Consider the following 17,518-nt stretch of genomic DNA (forward strand, 5'->3'; position numbering starts at 1 on the left):
CATTCCTTTCCGCCTATGGCACACGGGCCGGGGTGCTGCGCCCGATGCTCGAGGCGTTCGGGCCGGGCGATGTGTGGGCCTGGGCCGAGGGGCTGGGGCAGACGGTCTTCACCGGCTCGTCGGGGCGGGTTTTCCCGCACGCGATGAAGGCATCGCCCCTTTTGCGCGCCTGGCTGGGGCGGCTCGACGGGCTGGGCGTTGCGATCCGCACGCGCTGGCGCTGGACCGGGGGCGCGACATTCGACACGCCCGAGGGGCGGCGGGTGCTGGCGCCGGATGTCACCGTGCTGGCCTGTGGCGGGGCAAGCTGGGCAAGGTTGGGGTCGGACGGGGCCTGGGCGGACAGCTTGCCCGCGGAGACGCTGGCCCCGTTCCGCCCCGCGAACATGGGGTTCCACGTCGATTGGTCCGCGCACATGGCCCGGCATTTCGGCCAGCCGGTCAAGAACGTGGTCCTGCGCGCGGGGCCGGTGCAACAGCGCGGGGAGTTCGTGGTCTCGGCGCGCGGGATCGAGGGTGGCGGGGTCTATGCCGTCTCGGGCGCGATGCGCGACGGGGCCGCGCTGGTGCTCGACCTCCTGCCCGATTTCGGCGAGGCGGACATCCGCGCCCGGCTGGCGGCACGACGGCCCAAGGAGAGCCTCGCCAACACCTTGCGCAAGCGGCTCAAACTCGACCCGGTGAAACAGGCGCTCCTGATGGAGTTTGCCCGTCCCCTGCCCGATGACCTGGCCCCGGCCTTGAAGGCGCTGCCGGTGCGCCATGGCGGGCCGCGCCCGATGGACGAGGCAATCTCGACCGCCGGGGGGCTGCGCTTCGAGGCGCTGGACCGGGGGCTGATGCTGCGCGACCGGCCGGGATGGTTCGCGGCGGGCGAAATGCTGGATTGGGAGGCGCCGACGGGCGGGTATCTGCTGACCGGGTGCCTGGCCTCCGGGCGCTGGGCGGGGGAACATGCGGCGGCGTGGGTTTCGGGGCGGAATTGACAATCGTCAATGCCCGTCGGCCGGTGGCGTGACAGAGGTTCCAGGCACCGGGTCATGCACGCGAAAGGGGCTGAGATGGGGTTGTTCTTCCTTGGGTTCTTCTGGTTCGCAGGCATGGCGGTCGCCACCGCCCTGCCCATCGTGATGGGCGCGCGTCATGGTGTGGCGCTGGCCTTGGGGATCGCGATCCTGTGCATTTTGGCGTTGCAGGGGCTACATTTTTCCGCGGGCCTTGCCTGTGCCGGGGGGGCCTGCGGCGACCTTGGGGCGCTGATGGATCATATCCGGCTGGTGCTGGCCTCGCTCACCGGGCTGGGCCTCGTGGTTGGGCTTGGGGCCGCTTGGATGATTCAGCGGCGAGAAGGCGCGGAGAAGGGCTAAGCGCTTCAGCTCAGCGCTTCGACCCGGGCGCCGCCGAAGCGGGCGACCATGTCGGTGATGCCCTTTTCATCAGGCATGAGGCAGGCCGCGGTCGAGAGCGCATCGGCCAGCCCCGCCGAACGGGCAGAGATGCTGACCGCGCGGGTGGGTGGCTCCTCGCCCCGCGGCGAGAGGATATGCCCCTGTTTGCCATCGGCATCGAGCACTGTTCCAAGCGTTTCCGAACTCGCCAAGGCGCGATCGGACAGGGTGAGTGCGCCGCCGGACTTCAATTCGACCGGCCAGTCGGGTCCGATCGCCTGCATCTCGCCGGTGTCGATGAAGCCCATCTCCAGCCCTTCGCGCCGCAGGAGCATGGCCACCCGGTCGGCCACCACGCCCTGCGCCACGCCGTTGAGCGTGAGCGCCATGCCGGGGCGGGCAAAACGCACGGACTGCGCGGAGAAGTCCACCCCGCGCCAGCCGATCAGGGCGCGCGCCTGCGCGATCTCGTCCCCGGTCGGGGCGCGACCCGCGGCATGCGCCTCGGCCAGCGCCGCCCAGAGCGGTTGCACCGTGGGATCGAAGCGCCCGCCACTGGCCGCGTGAACCGCGGCGCAAAGCGCCAGGCATTCGAGCAGTTCCGGCGCGGGCGCGTCGAGCCGACCTTCACGGTTGAGCCGCATCAGGGCCGAGTCCGTCTTGTAGAGGCTGAACACCTCTTCGAGCCGGGCAATATCGGCCAGCGCCATGCGGGCAAGGCGCGCGCCATCGGGATGGGCAAGGCGCAACTCCACCCGCGCACCCATCGCGAAACCGCGCCAGACGCGCGGGGGCTCGTTGGCCAGCACGGGCAGTCCGGCAGCCAGCGGAAGTGCGGCGGAAATGGTCAGAAGGCGGCGGCGGGTCAGGCGGCGCATGGGTTTATCCTCCGCTCGTGTTGGTGATCGCCCGCAGGCGGTCGAGATAGTCGCTGTCATCGTCGCCGGAGGGCGCGGTCTCGGGCGCGTTCTCGGGGGCGAAGACGCGATCGTCGGGAATATCGGCCAGCTCCATCAGCACCCCGCCATGCCGGTCGGCGAAATCGCGGGCGGCGGCGCGGTCGGAGAAGGGCACGAACTCCTGCGCGCCCATGCCACCGGCGATGGCCGCGCCCACGACATAAACGGCCTCATCGGCGGCGATCCAGTTGTCCTTGCCGGGATCGTCCCAATCGGGCGCCACGGCCATGTCACTGACATAGATCGCGCTGATCGCGTGGCTTTGCTCGGGCATCCGGCGATAGGCCTCGGCGTCGCGCACCTGGCTGAAAAAGAGCGGATGGGGCATCCCGTCGAGATGCACCTGCGCCTTGGGCCCGGGATGTTCGAGCAGGTCCATCTGGCAGAAATGGCCCACCGCCTCGGCGGTCATGGTGACGGGGTCCGGGGGTGCTTCGGCCTCTTGCTTGCAGGCTGTGAGCGCGAGAACGGCGAGAAGGACAATGCGTTTCATGGGGTCACCCTGCGAAACGCCGCGACGGCCAGCGCCAGCGCGGCAAAGGGCCAGAGCGCCAGCGAGGTGAGCGCGGCCCAGGCCGGAATGGAACTGGCCGCCCCCGCGAGGCCCGCAGCGGCGGCGGTCGCCTCGGACGCGGCGAGGTTGAACAGGCGGAACGCATCGGCCGGGTTGGCCAGCATCGCCCAAGGGAAAATGTCGGTGGTAAAGCGGCCGCCGTCATCGGCAACGAGCGCGGCCAGGAGACCCAGATCGTAAAGCACGATCAGCCCGAGCCAAAGCCCGATCGCCAGCCCCGCCGCCCCCGAGGGGCGCCGCGAGAGCGCGGAAAGCGCGTAGCCCGCGCCGAGAAACACCGCGCCCAGCACCATCGACGACCAGAAGAGCCGCCACAGCGCGGGAATCCCGGCAAGCGCACGGTCGTCACCGATCCATGCCGCCAGCGCCGCCAGCCCGTAGCCTGCCGCCAGCGCGATGGCCAGCACCGCGACATGGGCGAGAAGCTTGCCCAGAAGGATCTCGCTGCGCGACAGCGGATAGGTGAGCAAAAGCGGCAAGGTGCCGCGCTCGACCTCGCCCGCCAACGCGTCGAAACTCATCAGCAGCGCGACCAGCGGCACGAGATAGACCGCCAGAGAGGTGAGCGAGGCCACCACCACCGAGAGCCGGTCCGCGCCCAGCGCGCCGGTCGGCGCGGACCCCGCCGCCGAGAGGACCAGCGAGAAAAGCGCCATCATCGCCACCGCAACCGCCACCCAGCGGTTGCGCAGGGCGATGCGGAACTCGGTCTGCGCCATGGAAAGAATGCGGTTCATTGCCCGGCCCTCCGGCTGTAATGGCTGTAGATGTCTTCGAGGCTGGGCGGCTGGATGTCGATATCGGCGATCCGGTCGGACAGGTCGGCAATCCGGACCAGCACGGAAAGCTTCTCGTCCTGCGGGCAGGACAGCACCACCTGTTCGCCCTCTTGTTCCGACCCGGGCAACGCCTTGAGCACTGTCGTGGTGGAACAGGGGATGTCCGAAGGCGTGACCACGATGCGCACCGGCAAGGTGGCGCGGCGGCGCAGGTCGGCCATCGACCCCTCGGCCACGATGACGCCGCCCGAGAGGATCACCATCCGGTCGGTGCGCGCCTCGACCTCGGTCAGCGCGTGGCTGGACAGAAGGATCGCCGTGCCCTCGGCGGCCAGCCCGTCGAGAATGGCATAGAAATCGCGCCGCGAAACGGGATCGAGCCCCGATGTCGGCTCGTCCAGCACCATCAGGCGCGGGGTGCCGATGAGCGCCTGTGCAAGGCCAACGCGCTGGCGCATGCCCTTGGAATAGGTGCCGATCCGGCGGTTGGCGGCCGCGCCCAGCCCCACCCGGTCGAGCAGCGCCATCGCGCCCGAGGCGGGCAGCCCGCGCAGGCGCAGGTAATGGGCGATCTGTTCGCGTCCGCTCAACGCCGGGTGAAAGGCCACGTTCTCGGGCAGGTAGGCAACGCCATCGCGCGCGCGGGACGATCCCGGCGTGGTGCCCAGCACCTCGACCGTGCCCTCTTCATGTGGGATGAGGCCGAGCACGATCTTCATCAGCGTGGATTTGCCCGCGCCGTTATGGCCCAGAAGCGCCACGCGCTCACCGGCCGCCACCGAGAGCGACACGTCGCAGAGCGCCGCGACACCGTCAAAGCGCTTAGTGAGATGTGAGAGGGTCAGCATCGTTGAACTTTCGTGTTTTCGCCGCCGCGATGGCCTCGGCCTCATCGGCCAGGAACTCGGGCGGAACGGGAATTTCGACAGGATGGGTGAGCGGCGCGCCATCGACCACACCACCGGGCAGCGTTGCGGGAAAGGCGGCCTGAGACCAGCGCACGAGTTGCACGGCGGGCGAGCCCATCAGGAGCTTGGCCGAGGGTTGCGACCACAGGATGTGATCCATCAGGTCATTGGGTCGGAACGCGCTGTCGGCCCGCCCGTCGCCGTCAAGGTCGAAGGCCGGGTGGTCGGACCAGAAATTGCCGCGCCCTGCAAGACTCCATTCGACATCCGTGGTGCCGACATACTTGACCTGCGTGCGGTTGCCGATGAAGGCGTTGCCGGTGATGCCGTTGCGTTCGGAACCGGCGGTGAAATGGATGCCGATCTCGCAGCCCTCGAAGCGGTTGTTCGCAATGAGGTTCTTGTGGGCGTTGTAGATGAAGGTGCATTTCTCATGCGTGCCGCCGCGGACCAGGTTTCCGGCAACATCGGCGTCATTGGCATAGTTGAGCATGAGCCCGTGGGTGCGATCGCCAAGCGACAGGTTGTCCTCTATCACCGCCCGGTCGGAGAACATGATGGCATAGCCCAGCGTGTTGCCGATGCTGATGTTTTCCCGCACCTCGGAGTCGTTCGTGTGCATGAAATGCACGGCAAAGCGAAGGTTGCGGAAAATGTTCCCGGCAAAGACGTTGCGGCGCGAGACATTGGTGAAGATGCCGTCGCGGCCAAGGCTGATGTCGTTGCCGATCACCCGCGCGCCCGGCGCGTTCCAGACATAGATGCCGTTGCCGCGGTCGTTCATGCGGTTATCTTTGCGCCCGACGATGGTATTGCCGCGCACGATGCTGTCATTCGCGCCGTGAATGTCGACGCCGTAGAGATTGCCCAGGATGCGGTTCTTCTCGACCAAGGCGCGGCGGGCGGTTTTCGACAGTTGCACGCCCGAATCGATTTCCTCGTGGTTGTTGCCCGATCCGGTGATCTTGAGGCCGCTTACTGTGACATCTTCACCGGTCACCGTGATGACCGACCCGGTGCCGCCGCCGTCGATTTCGGCCTGCCCCTGCCCATCGAGCGTGATGGGCTGCGACAGGGTCACCGGGCCATGATAGCGGCCCGGTGAGAGGATCAGCACATCGCCGGGGTCGGCCCCGGCGATGGCCTTTTCCAGGGCACCGTCGCCCGGGCGCACAGGCACCTCCGCCGCCCACGCGAGGGGCGCGGCGAGGATGCACAGAAGGGCAAGGGCGAAACGGTGCGGCATGGCTCAGGCTCCCTTGGGCTTGACCAGCATGCGGCCGCGCATTTCCATGTGCAGCGCGTGGCAGAACCACTGGCAGTAATACCAGTAGACCCCCGGCTTGGCCGCGGTGAAGGTCACCGACGCGGTAGCCATCGGCGCAAGTTCCATCGCGACCCCGTGATCGCCGAGGCAGAACCCGTGGGTGAGATCGTCGATGTCGTCAAGGTTGGTGATGATCACCGTCACCTCGTCACCTTGCGTCACCTCGAACTTTTCGAGGCTGAACATGGGCGCCTGGCTCGACATGTAGACCCGCACCTTGTCGCCGTCGCGGATCACCGTGTCCATGTAGTCGTCGATATCGACGCCGTCGGCCTCGGCCTGGGCGCGCGTTTCGGCCCACATCGGATCGTTGCGATCCCAGATGCTGACCGGGTTCACGATATCGCGCCGCACGAGGATCGCGTCATGCGGCTCGGCGAAGGTCGGGCCGTCGTGGACCACATTCATCTCGTCGTTGGAGATGTCGATGATCTGCTCGTTCTCGGGCTTGAGCGGGCCGACGTTGAGGAAACGGTCCTTCGAGAACTTGTTGAGCGACAGGAGCCAGCGGCCGTCGGCCTCCTTCGTCTCGCCCATCGTGGTGCTGTTGTGGCCGGGCTGGTAATGCACGTCCACCTTGGACACGAGCGGATCCACGTCCTCGCCGTTGTAGGCGCGGATCGCCTTCTCGATGTTCCACTTCGCGATCTGGCTGTCGAGGAAGAGCGTGGTGAAGGCGTTGCCCTGTCCGTCGAAGGCGGTATGAAGCGGCCCGAGGCCCAGCTCCGGCTCCGCCACGACGACCGAGCGCGGATCGGCGTCGCTGTCGAAGAGCGCGTCGAACTTTGTCACGTCAAGCACCGAGCAGGTTGGCGAGAGCTTGCCGTTGACGACGACGTGTCGCTCGTCGGGCGCGGTGTTGATGCCGTGCGGGCTGTTGGGGATAGGCACGTAGCGGGTGTATTTCTTGTTCTGGCCCTTGCGCCCGTCGATCACCTTGACGCCGTTCAGTTCCTGGAAATCGCCCTCTTCGATACCCTTCTCGATCTCGGCCAGGTTGAAGATCACGACATGGTCCATCTCGTTTTCCGTCATCTCGGCCAGGTTCATGCCCATTTCCGAGTTGTAGGAGGTCGAGAAGGCGTATTTGCCCTGGTAGTCGCAATCGGTGTTGTCGAGGTTGCCCGACACGATCACCTGCCATGCCACCTTCATCGTGTCGCCGTCGAGCGCGGTGAAGAAGTTGACGTATTTCTCGGGTTCGTCCAGCACCTTGCCGTCATTGACCATCGGGGTTTCGTCTTCGCCATTGGCAAAGACATAGCCGGTGCGCGGGAATTTCTGCGGGCGCAGCCCATGGATCGCCTTGGCGTTGGGGATCTCGGTGATCTTGTCGCATTTCATCACGTCGCAACGCACCCGCGCCACACGCGTGTTGGCCTTGTCGTTCATGAAGAGATAGCGCCCGTCATAGGTGCCGTCGGTGAACGACATGTGCGGGTGGTGCAGATCGCCGTTGTCATGGATGCGCTTGCCGTTGGCGTTGAGGAACGCCTTGGTTTCCGGCCGCATCCCCTCTTCGAAGATCCTGAGGCTTTCGTTGGTCTGGCCCCAGCCGGTGGCCGAGCAGCGGTTGAACACCGGAACACGCATCAGCTCGCGCATCGACGGAAAGCCGAGGATGCGAAGCTCGCCGGTCTGGCCCGAGGACCAGAAGCCATAGTACTCGTCCAGTTCGCCAGGGGCGAGGTGGAGCTGATCGCTCGCGGCCTGGGCCGTGCCGGTGCTGGCCGCGGTGGCCACGCCCGCGGCGCCGCCCATCATGGCCAGCCGCGCGCCTCCGGCGCCGCCCACAAGGGCTGCACCGCCCGCCGTGGCGCCCAGAAGGCCCCGGCGGCTGATGCCCGATTTATTGGTTGTGTCAGTCATTGACTAATCCTTTCGCTTGGTTGGGATGGTTGGTCAGCACCCGGTCGAGCGCAGCCGCGCCGCCCGAAGCGGATTCGCGCCGCTTGAGCTTCTTGATGACGACCGGGCATTTGGTTTCGGACTGGTAGAGCACCTGGCAATGCATGCAGTTCAGGCACTCGTTGGGGTTGATCTCACCGGTGGGATGGATCGCCTGCACGAAACATTCATGCGCGCAGGTCTGGCAGGGGTTGCCGCATTCCTTGTACCGCTTGAGCCAGTCAAAGGTGCGCAGCCGCGCCGGGATCGCCAGCGCCGCACCGAGCGGGCACAGGTAGCGGCAGAAGAAACGCTCGACGAACAGCCCAGCGATCAGCAATGCCGCCGCGTAGGCCACGAACGGCCATGCGCGGATGAATTTCATGATGATCGCGGTCTTGAACGGTTCGACCTCGGCCAGCGCCTCGGCCTGTTCGATCGAGGCCAGCGAGACCCCGAAAAGGCCAAGGAAGATCATGTATTTCAGCGGCCAGAGACGTTCATGCAGGCCCCATGGCAGGGTCCATTGCGGTATGCCCAGCTTGCGGCCGATCTGGTTGGTCAGTTCCTGCAACGCGCCGAACGGGCAGAGCCATCCGCAATAGGCCCCCCGCCCCCAGAAGATCAGCGCCGCCGCGACCGAGAACCACAGGATGAAAGTCAGCGGGTCGAGCAGGAACGCCTGCCAGCTGAAATCGCTGGTCAGCGCGCCAAAGAGCGCCATCAGGTTCACCACCGAAAGCTGTGCATTCGCATACCAGCCCAGGAACACCAGCGTCACCGTCAGGAAGGACATGCGGAACCAGTAGGTCACGCGCTCGGAGCGGGTCAGGAAACCCTGGAAGAAGAACGCGCCGGTCAATATCGTCAGCATCACGCCCAGGATGACGACCTCGGGGATCTTGTCGCGCCAGATCCGTTTCCAGAGGGCGCTTTGCGCGGCCTGCTCCTCCTGATCGGCCATGGCCTGCGCGGCGCCGGCTTCACCCGAGGCATCATCGGCGCGGGGAAGCTCGCGCAAGTATTGGCGCGGCAGGGTGTAGCCAAGCTCGAAGGTGGTAAAGACCCGCTCGATCGCGGCCACGTCGCGCTGCACCAGAAGTTGCAGGCGGAACGGCTTGGTCGGGTCGAACCCGGCATCGGCGGGGATCTTGAACAGGTCGGTCTCGCCAAAGCGCGGCGCGCCCTCGGCGGCGATGTTGCCCAGACGCCGGTGCCAGCGGTCGCGGAACCGCACCGAGGTATCGTCCTGGATGAGCACGATGCGGTCGAAAACGCCGCCGCGCACATAGCCCGAACCCTTGAAGGAATAGAGCCCGCGTCCGGCGACCATGATCGCGTGCTCACCTTCGTCGAGCCATTCGTCAAGGTTGGCATATTCCGACCTGCCCAGGAGCGCGCGGCCGACCGGCGGGGCGGAGACCAGTGCAAGCTGCATCTCGATGAACTGGGCCTCTGGCGGGGCGTCGATCGGGCGCTCGGCGGCGCGCGGGTCGTCCACCTGCTCGAACGCGGCATTGACCTGCCCCACGTCGAGCGACAGCCGCCGCAACGTGCCGTCGCCTTCGAGCGTCATCCAGTCCTGCGCGGCCTCGGCCTCGGGGTCGATCTCGTATTGTGGACCGGTGGGCGCGCCTCGAGGCTCCAGCCCGCCAAGGCCCAGCGCGCGCGCCACCTTGAGCCCGGCGCGCACGATGGAGTCGTCGATCACCATGATGGTGACGGTTGCCCCGGCGATGATCTTGAGGTCATGGCTGGTGCCGCCCGATTCGGCCTCGGCCACGAGGTCGAGCCCCACGTAATCCGAGGCCAGCGCCTTGATCTTGCTGTCGGGAATTCCGATCAGGATGATCGGCTCGGAATGCTTGACCAGTTGCACTCCCGAAACCCGCGCGTCGGTATCGACGGCCACCATGGTGTGAATGGGCTTGCCCGAATAGCCGGTGGTGCCGACGAAATCCGACGCGATGAATGCCCAGCCAACGGTTTCGCCATCCTTGAGCACCGGCGCGACGGGCAGATCCTCGCGCATCTGGCCATAGCCATCGGCACCTTCGACCAGGTCGGAGGCGGGCATTTCGTCGAGGAAACGGGAGAGATGGGGCTGTTGCGCCTGAAGGGCGGCGGGCAACGACAGCAGCAGGGCGAGGACGAGGGGCAGGAAACGACGCATCAGATCACTTCTTCTTCACTTGGGGGACCACGCGGTGCCGGTAGCAGCGACCGCCGTACGGGGAGACGCGGCCGGGCAGTGACGGGCCAGTCGGCAAAATTCTGCGTCAGCGTGAGCGAGCGGCAATCGGAGCGGTCCGGCAGAACCGCGTGAGACGTTTCGCAAGCCGCACAGCACGACCCGCATTCCGACAGGGGGCCATCCGAAAGCGGGTTGCCCCCGGCATCGACACGGATCGTCTCGACCCCGGTCGCACCACAGATCACCATGTCGAAGCCCGCCGCCTGGCCAGGCACCGGCAAGAGCCCGGTCATCAGACCGGGCAACAAGGCCAGAACCAGCAGGAGTCGGACGAGCGCTTTCATGACATCTTGATGTCCGTTTTCGCCGTCGCGCTTCTTGACTATTGTCAACGGTTTCGCGATTTTTTCACCCTTGACAGGAAGAAAATCCTGAACGTGAACTGGCAAGGCTCGCGTTTCTTGCGCCATTTCAGTGCGATGTGCCCTCGGCGAATGTGATCTTGTTCCACACGTTATACTTGCCCGAGGGCTTTTTCATCGGCAGGCGCGTGACCTCTTCGAGAGAATCAGCGTCATAGACGATCACCGCGCCGTCATCCTCCCAGATCGAAACAAGCGCATGGCGCCCGTCACGGGTGAACTCGGTATGGGCGACGGTCTTGCCCGGCGCGGGGCGCAGGGTCTTGACGATTTCGAGCGTTTCCTTGTCGATCACGTGCATCACGTCGCGATTGGGGCCGAAGAACACGTCGGCCCAGGCATAGCGGCTGTTGGCATGGGAGCGCATGAAGAAGCCGGGGCCCTCGGTCTCGATCCGCTTGACCGTCTGCCAGGTTTCCATGTCGATGACGGAAATCATCCCCTCCTTGAGATGCGGGGTGGCCATGACCCGCGTGCCGTTCCACTCCCAGGTGATGCCCGAACCCAGATGCGGCATGCCGGGCAGGTCGATCTCGGCCACTTCCTGCCCGCTGACGAGGTCGAGCACGCGCGCCTTTTCGGTCTCGCGCGAGGCCCCGATGAGGTGTTCGTAGCCCTGATCGAAGAAGAAATCGTCGAGGATATTTTCGACCGCGATCTTGCGGATCCGGAATCCGTGGGCGGTCTCCGTCGGGTCTTCGAGGCGGGTGTCGGAGGTGGAAATTTCCCAGACCTCGGGAATGTCCTTGAGGGCCAGCACGAAACTGTCGCGCGGCGGGGCCTGGTAGACGGCGGAAACCCGGCTCGGCGTGCCGTCGCTTCCCTCGACCTCGATCACGCGCTCGGGGCGCAGTGTCTCGGCATCGAGAATGGTCAGGGTCATCGGCAGGTAATTGGCCACGGCCAGCCATTGGCCATCCGCACTGATCGCGATGTTGCGCGCGTTGAGGCCGGCACGGATGCGGCCCACCTCGGTCAGGCCCCAGAGGTCGTATTTCTGCACCCAGCCATCGCGCGAGACAACATAGACAAGCCGCCCATCGGGGCTGAATTTCGGCCCGCCATGCAGGGCAAAGGGGGTTTCGAACCGGGCCAGGCGCACGAAGCTGTCACCGTCGAGCACCGAGACATGGCTGTCGGCGATCTCGACCGCAAGGGTCACGTTCATCGGATCGGCGTCGAAAACCGGGGTTTCGGCGGGGGTGTAGGCGTCGCGGAAATCACGGGTTTCGAGGATCTCGGCCATGCCCCAGTCCGGGCTTTGCGCAAGCGGCTTCGAGAGATAGGCGGCAATGTCGGTGATGTCGGTTTCGCTCAGCAGCTCGCCAAAACCGGGCATCTGCGTCGCCGCGCGCCCGTCGCGGATCACCGTGTCGAGTTTCGGCCCGTACATCCGGTGCAGCGTCTGCGGGATGAGCGCCGGCCCGGTGCCGCCAAGGCGGCTTGCCATGTGGCACTCGGCGCAATGCGCGTCATAGAGCGCGCGGCCATGGGCGGGATCGCCCCCGGCCCATCCGGTGGCTGGCGCCATCGCCAGCGTGGTGACGAGCATCACGCCGGCGAATGAGTATTTGAGGCAGGATGAAGGGGCTGGGCGGTCAGAAGAATTGATGCTTGGGGTCATGTCTCTTGCCTCGGAAGGGGGTAACGGTCAGCCGGTCGCCAAGGATTTGACCCGGGGCGAGGCCGATCTCGGCATTGGAGAGATAGCAGGCCGGGTCTTCGGCCCAGGGGTCGCCCGAGACCTGAAGCGCGCGGATGCGGGTGTTGCCGCCGCAGACATGGTTGAAGGCACAGGCCCCGCAGCGCCCCTTGAGCGGACGCGGGCGCCGGCGCAGGGTAGCGAGCATCGGGTCGTTGCCGGTCCAGAGCTGCGAGAACGGCGTCTCCTTGACGTTGCCGACGCTATAGTCGGACCAGTAGGTGTCGGGATGGATCTGGCCCAGCGGGTCGATATTGGCCACGCCCAGCCCCGAGGAATTGCCGCCCCAGGCGGCAAGATGCGCCTCGACATGGGCGGCGCGGTCCGCATCGAAATTGCGCCGGACCCAGTGCAGGAACCAGACCGCGTCAGCGTCGTTGTTGCCGGTCACGATCTCGAGTGGCGCGTCCTCGGCCACCGCGACCCAGGCGCGGTCGATCAGGATATCCATCGCCGCCTTTGTGCGGGCGTGTTGCGTGTCGTCGCCCCGGTGCTTGTCGCCGCGCCCGGCATAGACGAGATGCGAGAGGTAGAACTTGTCCACGCCCTCGCCGTCGCAGAGGTCGAGCATGTCTTCGAGCATGTGGGCGTTGTCCTCGGTGATGGTGAAGCGCAGCCCCACCTTGACCCCGCGCCGCTTGCATTCGCGCACGCCGTGCAGCGCCGCCGCATAGGCACCATCGGCACCGCGGAACCAGTCGTTGGTCTTGCCGATCCCGTCGATCGAGATGCCCACGTAGTCAAAGCCGAGATCCGCCACGCCGGCGGCGGCGCTGTCCATGATCCTGGTTCCGTTTGTTGACAAAGCGAGATAGCGGAAATCCAGCTCTTTGGCATGTTCGGCCAGTTCGAAGAAATCCGGGCGCGACATCGGCTCGCCGCCCGAGAGGATCAGCGCGGGAATGCCGAAATCCTTGAGATCGCCCATAACCCCCCTGACCTCGTCGGTGGACAATTCACCCGGGAAGCTCACATCCGCCGAGGAGGTATAGCAATGACGGCAGCGCAGGTTGCACCGCCGGGTGAGGTTCCAGATCACCACCGGCCTGACCATGCCTTCGCCCCTGCGCGCGCAGATCGGCGTGGGGTCGGTCAGTTCTTGCATGTATCGGGTCAGCCGGAACATGGGCCTCACTCCTTTGACAGGCGCATCCCGGTTTTCTTGAGGATGCGGGTGGAATAGAGAATGTCGTTTTCGCCGCAGGCATCCCCGAGGATCGCGGCGATTTCGGCGCGGCGGGCCTCAACCGAGGCACGATCGGGGCCGTGAATCATGGCAAAGAGGTTGTAGGGCCAGTCGGGCAGCGCACGCGGGCGCAGATAGCAATGGGTCACGAATTCGAGCGCACCGACCTTTTCGCCCAGAGCGTCGGCGCGGGCGTCATCGACATCCCAGACGCTCATCCCGTTGGCCAGCATACCCAGTGCATAGTGGTTGGTCGCCGCCCCGATGCGGCGGATCACGCCAACGGCCATCATCCGTTCGATGCGGGCAATCACCTCGGCCTCCTCCACGCCGATCCAGTCACCCACGACGGCAAAGGGGCGCGCGGTGAGCGGCAGCCCAGCCTGCGTGGCGGTGAGAATGCGGCGGTCTATTGCGTCGATCGTCATAGCGCCACCTGGAACCCGATGAAGAACTCCCTGAGCTTGGGAAAGCGGTGAACCGCAAGGCCGGTTTCCCGCGCGATGCGGTCGGCCTCGCGCCTGATTGCCTCGGGAGTTTCGCAGGCCAGCACGAACCACATGTTGAAGCGGTGGTGGCGCTCGTAATTGTGGGCGACCGCGTCATGGGCATTGACCCGCGTTGCAACCTCGTCGAACCGGTGCTCGGGAACGGCCATGGCGCAGAGGCAATAGGCCCCGCCGAGCGCGGTGGCGTCGATGAACGGGCCGAACCGGGTGATCGCGCCGATCCCGCGCAGCCGTTCGATCCGGCGGATCACCTCGGCCTCGTCCAGCCCGGTCGCGTCGGCCAATGGCCGGAACAGGTTCTGACAGGGTGCCAGGCCCGCCTGAAGCCGGTTCAGCAAGGCGCGGTCCGTCGCATCGAGGGAACCTTCTCGCAATCTCGACCGGTGCATGGGTTATACCGCCCCCGGGGTTGTGGCCGATGCCTGAATGGCGGTGCGCGGGGTCATGTCAAAGCCCTCCACATGCTGTGACGCTTGTCCTGTTCACGCGCAGAGTTGCGCAGATACCGTGCGGCAACCTTGACTTTCGTTAAGACGCCCGACCGCCCCGCGCGCCTATTGTTGCGTGCGAATGCGACAGGACGCGAAAGAAGATCGGAACAAGGAAATGCCAAACGCAATCATCCGCCTTTTCGGCGAAGGCCACCGCGTGTTCTTTCTGGCGGCGGGGCTCTACGCCATTTTCGCCCTCATCGTCTGGGAAGGCTGGATCGGGATTCACGCGGTGGGGGGCATGGTCAGCGACATGCCCTTTGCGCCGCCGCCCCATCTCTGGCACGCGCATGAGCTTGTCTTTGGCTACCCGGCGGCGGCGATGGGCGGGTTCTTCCTTACCGCCGTGCCGAACTGGACCGGCGCGCGGGCGGCGCGCCACGCCTTCATCGCCGGTGCCGCCGGTCTGTGGCTGGCCGGGCGGGTGGCGATCTGGTACTCGGGGAGCCTGCCGCCGCTGGCGGTGGCCGTGATCGACCTGGCCTTCCTGCCGCTGCTGGCGGCCAAGGTGCTGACCCAGCTTCTCAACCGCCCGAAACCGCAGAACATGATGTTTCTCGGCCTGCTGGCGATGATCTGGGCGGGGAACCTCATGATGCATCTCGACTGGCTCGGGGTTGCGATGGTGCTCGATGCGGGGCTACGGCTCGGGCTTTATGCCACCTGCGCGCTGATTGCCGTGCTGGGCGGGCGGGTCACGCCCGCCTTTACCCGCAACGCGATGCAGCGCGAGGGGCGCACACAGGGATTGCCCGAAACGCCCATGCCGCTCAACGTGGTGGGCATTGCCCTGCCGATCCTCGTGGCGCTGGCCGCCGCGCTGCCGCTGCCGGGGGCGGTGTTCGGCGCATTGGCGCTGGCCGCCGGGCTGGTGCAGGGCGCGCGCAGCGCGATGTGGCGGCCGGGCTGGACCTGGAAACAGCCGATCCTGTGGGTGCTGCACCTCGGCATGGCAGCGCTGGCGCTGGGCTATCTTCTGGCCGGGCTGGCGGCGTTCGGCATCGGCTCGGAGGTGGCGGCGCTGCATGTGCTGGGCATCGGCGCGGTGGGCGGCATGACGCTCGGCGTGATGAGCCGCGCCGCGCTGGGCCACAGCGGCCTGCCTTTGATCGCGCCTTGGCCGCTGGCGCTGGCCTATGTGCTCTTGCCCGCGGCGATGCTGGCGCGCTGGGCGGGGTCGAGTCTCGGAATCGATGGGTACTACGCAGGGGTTCTGAGCTCTGGAGCGATCTGGATCGCAGCCTTCACGCTCTATACCGCGACGCTCTGGCCAGTGTTCTGGGGCACACGCGCGCCGCGCGGATCGCATTGAGTGACGGACAAATGCGGCCGGTTGACTTTTGTTAAGGCCCCTCGCCCGACCAGCGCGCAAGCAAGGCCAGTCAACAACGGTTCCGGGAAGGAGTTAGCGCGATGCGCGAAGTCATGACCAAGAACATGGCCCGCAATATCTTCTATGGCGGCTCACTGTTCTTCATCCTCATCTTCATCGGGCTGACGGCCCATTCACACAGGTACATCGTCAATACCTCGACCGACAAGGAAGGTCTGACCGAGAGCGTCGCGGCGGGCAAGCATGTCTGGGAGAAGCACGCCTGCGTCAACTGCCACTCGATTCTCGGCGAGGGCGCCTATTACGCACCCGAGGTCGGCAACGTGATGGCGCGCTGGGGCGTTCTGGACGACCCCGAGGCCGCCCATGACGTGCTCAAGGGGTGGATGGAGGCCATGCCAACGGGCATCGAAGGCCGCCGCCAGATGCCCAATTTCAACCTGACCGACGAGGAATACCGCAACCTCGCCGACTTCCTGCTGTGGACCAACCGGATCAACACGCAGGACTGGCCGCCCAACGACGCGGGCTAAGGAGCAATCACCATGAAATACGAAACCCAGAATATCGCGCTGGCCTACTTTGTGGTGGCACTCGCGCTCTTTGCCGTGCAGGTCTCGATCGGCTTGCTGATGGGCTATGTCTATGTCGCCCCCAACTTCCTTTCGGACCTCGTGCCGTTCAACATCCTGCGGATGCTGCACTCCAACAGTCTCATCGTCTGGCTTCTGCTGGGCTTCTTCGGGGCGGCCTATTACTTGCTGCCCGAGGAATCCGAGCGCGAGATCCATTCCCGGACACTCGCCTGGCTGCAACTCGGCATCCTCGTGCTGGGCACGCTGGGCGTGGTCGTGACCTATCTCTTCGACATCGCACAGGGCAACTTCATCTTCGGCAAGGAAGGCCGCGAATTCCTCGAACAGCCCAAATGGGTCAAGGTCGGCATCGTCGTTGCCGCGCTGATCTTTCTCTACAACGTCTCGATGACGGTGCTGGCGGGTCGCAAGACGGCGATCACCAACATCCTGCTTCTGGGCCTTTGGGGGCTGGCGCTGCTGTTCCTCTTTGCCTTCTACAACCCCGCGAACCTCGCGCTCGACAAGATGTATTGGTGGTATGTCGTCCACCTCTGGGTCGAAGGCACGTGGGAGCTCGTGATGGCATCGATCCTCGCTTTCCTCATGCTCAAGCTGACCGGCGTCGACCGCGAGGTGGTCGAGAAATGGCTCTACGTCATCGTTGCCGCCGCTCTCTTCTCGGGCATCCTGGGGACCGGGCACCATTATTACTGGATCGGCACGCCGGGTTACTGGCAGTGGATCGGTTCGATCTTCTCGTCGCTCGAGGTGATCCCGTTCTTTGCCATGATGGCCTTTGCCTTCGTCATGGTCTGGAAGGGGCGGCGCGATCACCCGAACAAGGCGGCGCTTCTGTGGGCGCTGGGCTGTGCGACGCTGGCCTTCTTTGGCGCAGGGGTCTGGGGCTTCCTGCACACGCTGCACGGGGTCAACTACTACACGCACGGAACACAGATCACCGCCGCGCACGGGCACCTTGCCTTCTATGGCGCCTATGTCTGCCTCAACCTCGCGATCATCACCTATGCCATGCCGCATCTTCTGGGCCGCGAGCCCTATAACCAGGTGCTCAACATGGCCTCGTTCTGGCTGATGTCGGCGGGCGTGGTCTTCATGACCTTCGTGCTGACCTTCGGCGGCACGGTGCAGACCCACCTGCAACGGGTCATGGGCGAGGATTTCATGTTCGTACAGGAGCAACTGGCGCTCTTTTACTGGATGCGCTTCGGTTCGGGCATCGCCGTCGTCCTGGGGGCGCTGCTCTTCATCTACGCGGTGTTC

The 17,518-nt window shown here is 65.6% G+C and carries 17 protein-coding genes; 5 read left to right on the plus strand and 12 right to left on the minus strand.

Features of this window, described 5'->3' with window-relative positions; translation table 11 throughout:
• On the plus strand, window positions 1-986 hold a 986-nt coding region (locus ACESL9_RS12955; RefSeq protein ID WP_372674951.1), incomplete at its 5' end, for a TIGR03862 family flavoprotein.
• A 75-nt stretch (window positions 987-1,061) separates the two neighbouring features.
• A complete protein-coding gene (locus ACESL9_RS12960; RefSeq protein WP_372611400.1) occupies window positions 1,062-1,367 on the plus strand; it encodes a hypothetical protein in 306 nt (101 codons plus the stop codon).
• Window positions 1,368-1,372: 5 nt separating this feature from the next.
• Here ACESL9_RS12960 and ACESL9_RS12965 read toward each other — a convergent pair whose 3' ends face one another.
• From ACESL9_RS12965 to ACESL9_RS13020, 12 genes are all read right to left on the minus strand, one after another.
• Window positions 1,373-2,266: an FAD:protein FMN transferase gene (locus ACESL9_RS12965; protein WP_372611398.1), complete on the minus strand. Its 894-nt coding sequence runs from the start codon at window positions 2,264-2,266 to the stop codon at window positions 1,373-1,375.
• A 4-nt stretch (window positions 2,267-2,270) separates the two neighbouring features.
• The gene (locus ACESL9_RS12970; RefSeq protein WP_372611396.1) at window positions 2,271-2,840 is read right to left on the minus strand and encodes a nitrous oxide reductase accessory protein NosL; all 570 of its coding nucleotides are present in this window, start codon (window positions 2,838-2,840) and stop codon (window positions 2,271-2,273) included.
• On the minus strand, window positions 2,837-3,658 hold the full coding sequence (locus tag ACESL9_RS12975; RefSeq protein WP_372611394.1) for an ABC transporter permease: 822 nt from the start codon (window positions 3,656-3,658) through the stop codon (window positions 2,837-2,839). Before ACESL9_RS12975 ends, ACESL9_RS12970 begins: the two co-directional genes overlap by 4 nt.
• On the minus strand, window positions 3,655-4,548 hold the full coding sequence (locus tag ACESL9_RS12980; RefSeq protein WP_372611392.1) for an ABC transporter ATP-binding protein: 894 nt from the start codon (window positions 4,546-4,548) through the stop codon (window positions 3,655-3,657). The genes ACESL9_RS12975 and ACESL9_RS12980 overlap by 4 nt, the downstream gene beginning before the upstream one ends.
• Window positions 4,523-5,854, minus strand: coding sequence for a nitrous oxide reductase family maturation protein NosD (locus tag ACESL9_RS12985; protein ID WP_372611390.1), 1,332 nt, complete (start codon window positions 5,852-5,854; stop codon window positions 4,523-4,525). Before ACESL9_RS12985 ends, ACESL9_RS12980 begins: the two co-directional genes overlap by 26 nt.
• A 3-nt stretch (window positions 5,855-5,857) precedes the next feature.
• Window positions 5,858-7,804, minus strand: a complete 1,947-nt coding sequence (gene nosZ, locus ACESL9_RS12990; protein ID WP_372611388.1) for a TAT-dependent nitrous-oxide reductase — start codon at window positions 7,802-7,804, stop codon at window positions 5,858-5,860.
• Entirely contained in the window at window positions 7,797-9,995 is a 2,199-nt protein-coding gene (locus ACESL9_RS12995; RefSeq protein ID WP_372611386.1) for a 4Fe-4S binding protein, read from the minus strand. Before ACESL9_RS12995 ends, nosZ begins: the two co-directional genes overlap by 8 nt.
• Entirely contained in the window at window positions 9,995-10,360 is a 366-nt protein-coding gene (locus ACESL9_RS13000) for a hypothetical protein (RefSeq protein WP_372611384.1), read from the minus strand. Before ACESL9_RS13000 ends, ACESL9_RS12995 begins: the two co-directional genes overlap by 1 nt.
• Before the next feature lie 127 nt (window positions 10,361-10,487).
• Window positions 10,488-11,969: a cytochrome D1 domain-containing protein gene (locus ACESL9_RS13005; protein WP_372674955.1), complete on the minus strand. Its 1,482-nt coding sequence runs from the start codon at window positions 11,967-11,969 to the stop codon at window positions 10,488-10,490.
• A 67-nt stretch (window positions 11,970-12,036) separates the two neighbouring features.
• Window positions 12,037-13,266 carry a heme d1 biosynthesis radical SAM protein NirJ gene (gene nirJ / locus ACESL9_RS13010; RefSeq protein ID WP_372674952.1) on the minus strand — a complete coding sequence of 410 codons (1,230 nt, stop codon included), beginning with the start codon at window positions 13,264-13,266 and terminating at the stop codon, window positions 12,037-12,039.
• A 5-nt stretch (window positions 13,267-13,271) separates the two neighbouring features.
• A complete protein-coding gene (locus ACESL9_RS13015) occupies window positions 13,272-13,754 on the minus strand; it encodes an AsnC family transcriptional regulator (protein ID WP_372611380.1) in 483 nt (160 codons plus the stop codon).
• Window positions 13,751-14,224 (minus strand): Lrp/AsnC family transcriptional regulator, encoded by a 474-nt coding sequence (locus tag ACESL9_RS13020; RefSeq protein WP_372611378.1) that lies wholly within the window; start codon window positions 14,222-14,224, stop codon window positions 13,751-13,753. The genes ACESL9_RS13015 and ACESL9_RS13020 overlap by 4 nt, the downstream gene beginning before the upstream one ends.
• A 217-nt stretch (window positions 14,225-14,441) precedes the next feature.
• On the opposite strand from ACESL9_RS13020, the gene ACESL9_RS13025 reads away from it, so the two are divergent.
• From ACESL9_RS13025 to ACESL9_RS13035, 3 genes are all read left to right on the plus strand, one after another.
• Window positions 14,442-15,638: an NnrS family protein gene (locus ACESL9_RS13025; protein ID WP_372674953.1), complete on the plus strand. Its 1,197-nt coding sequence runs from the start codon at window positions 14,442-14,444 to the stop codon at window positions 15,636-15,638.
• A gap of 101 nt (window positions 15,639-15,739) precedes the next feature.
• Window positions 15,740-16,192: a c-type cytochrome gene (locus ACESL9_RS13030; protein ID WP_372611374.1), complete on the plus strand. Its 453-nt coding sequence runs from the start codon at window positions 15,740-15,742 to the stop codon at window positions 16,190-16,192.
• A gap of 12 nt (window positions 16,193-16,204) precedes the next feature.
• Window positions 16,205-17,518 (plus strand): cbb3-type cytochrome c oxidase subunit I (locus ACESL9_RS13035; RefSeq protein WP_372674954.1); only part of this gene is annotated, 1,314 nt, incomplete at its 3' end.

This window comes from Aquicoccus sp., assembly GCF_041686535.1.
Taxonomy (GTDB): domain Bacteria; phylum Pseudomonadota; class Alphaproteobacteria; order Rhodobacterales; family Rhodobacteraceae; genus Aquicoccus.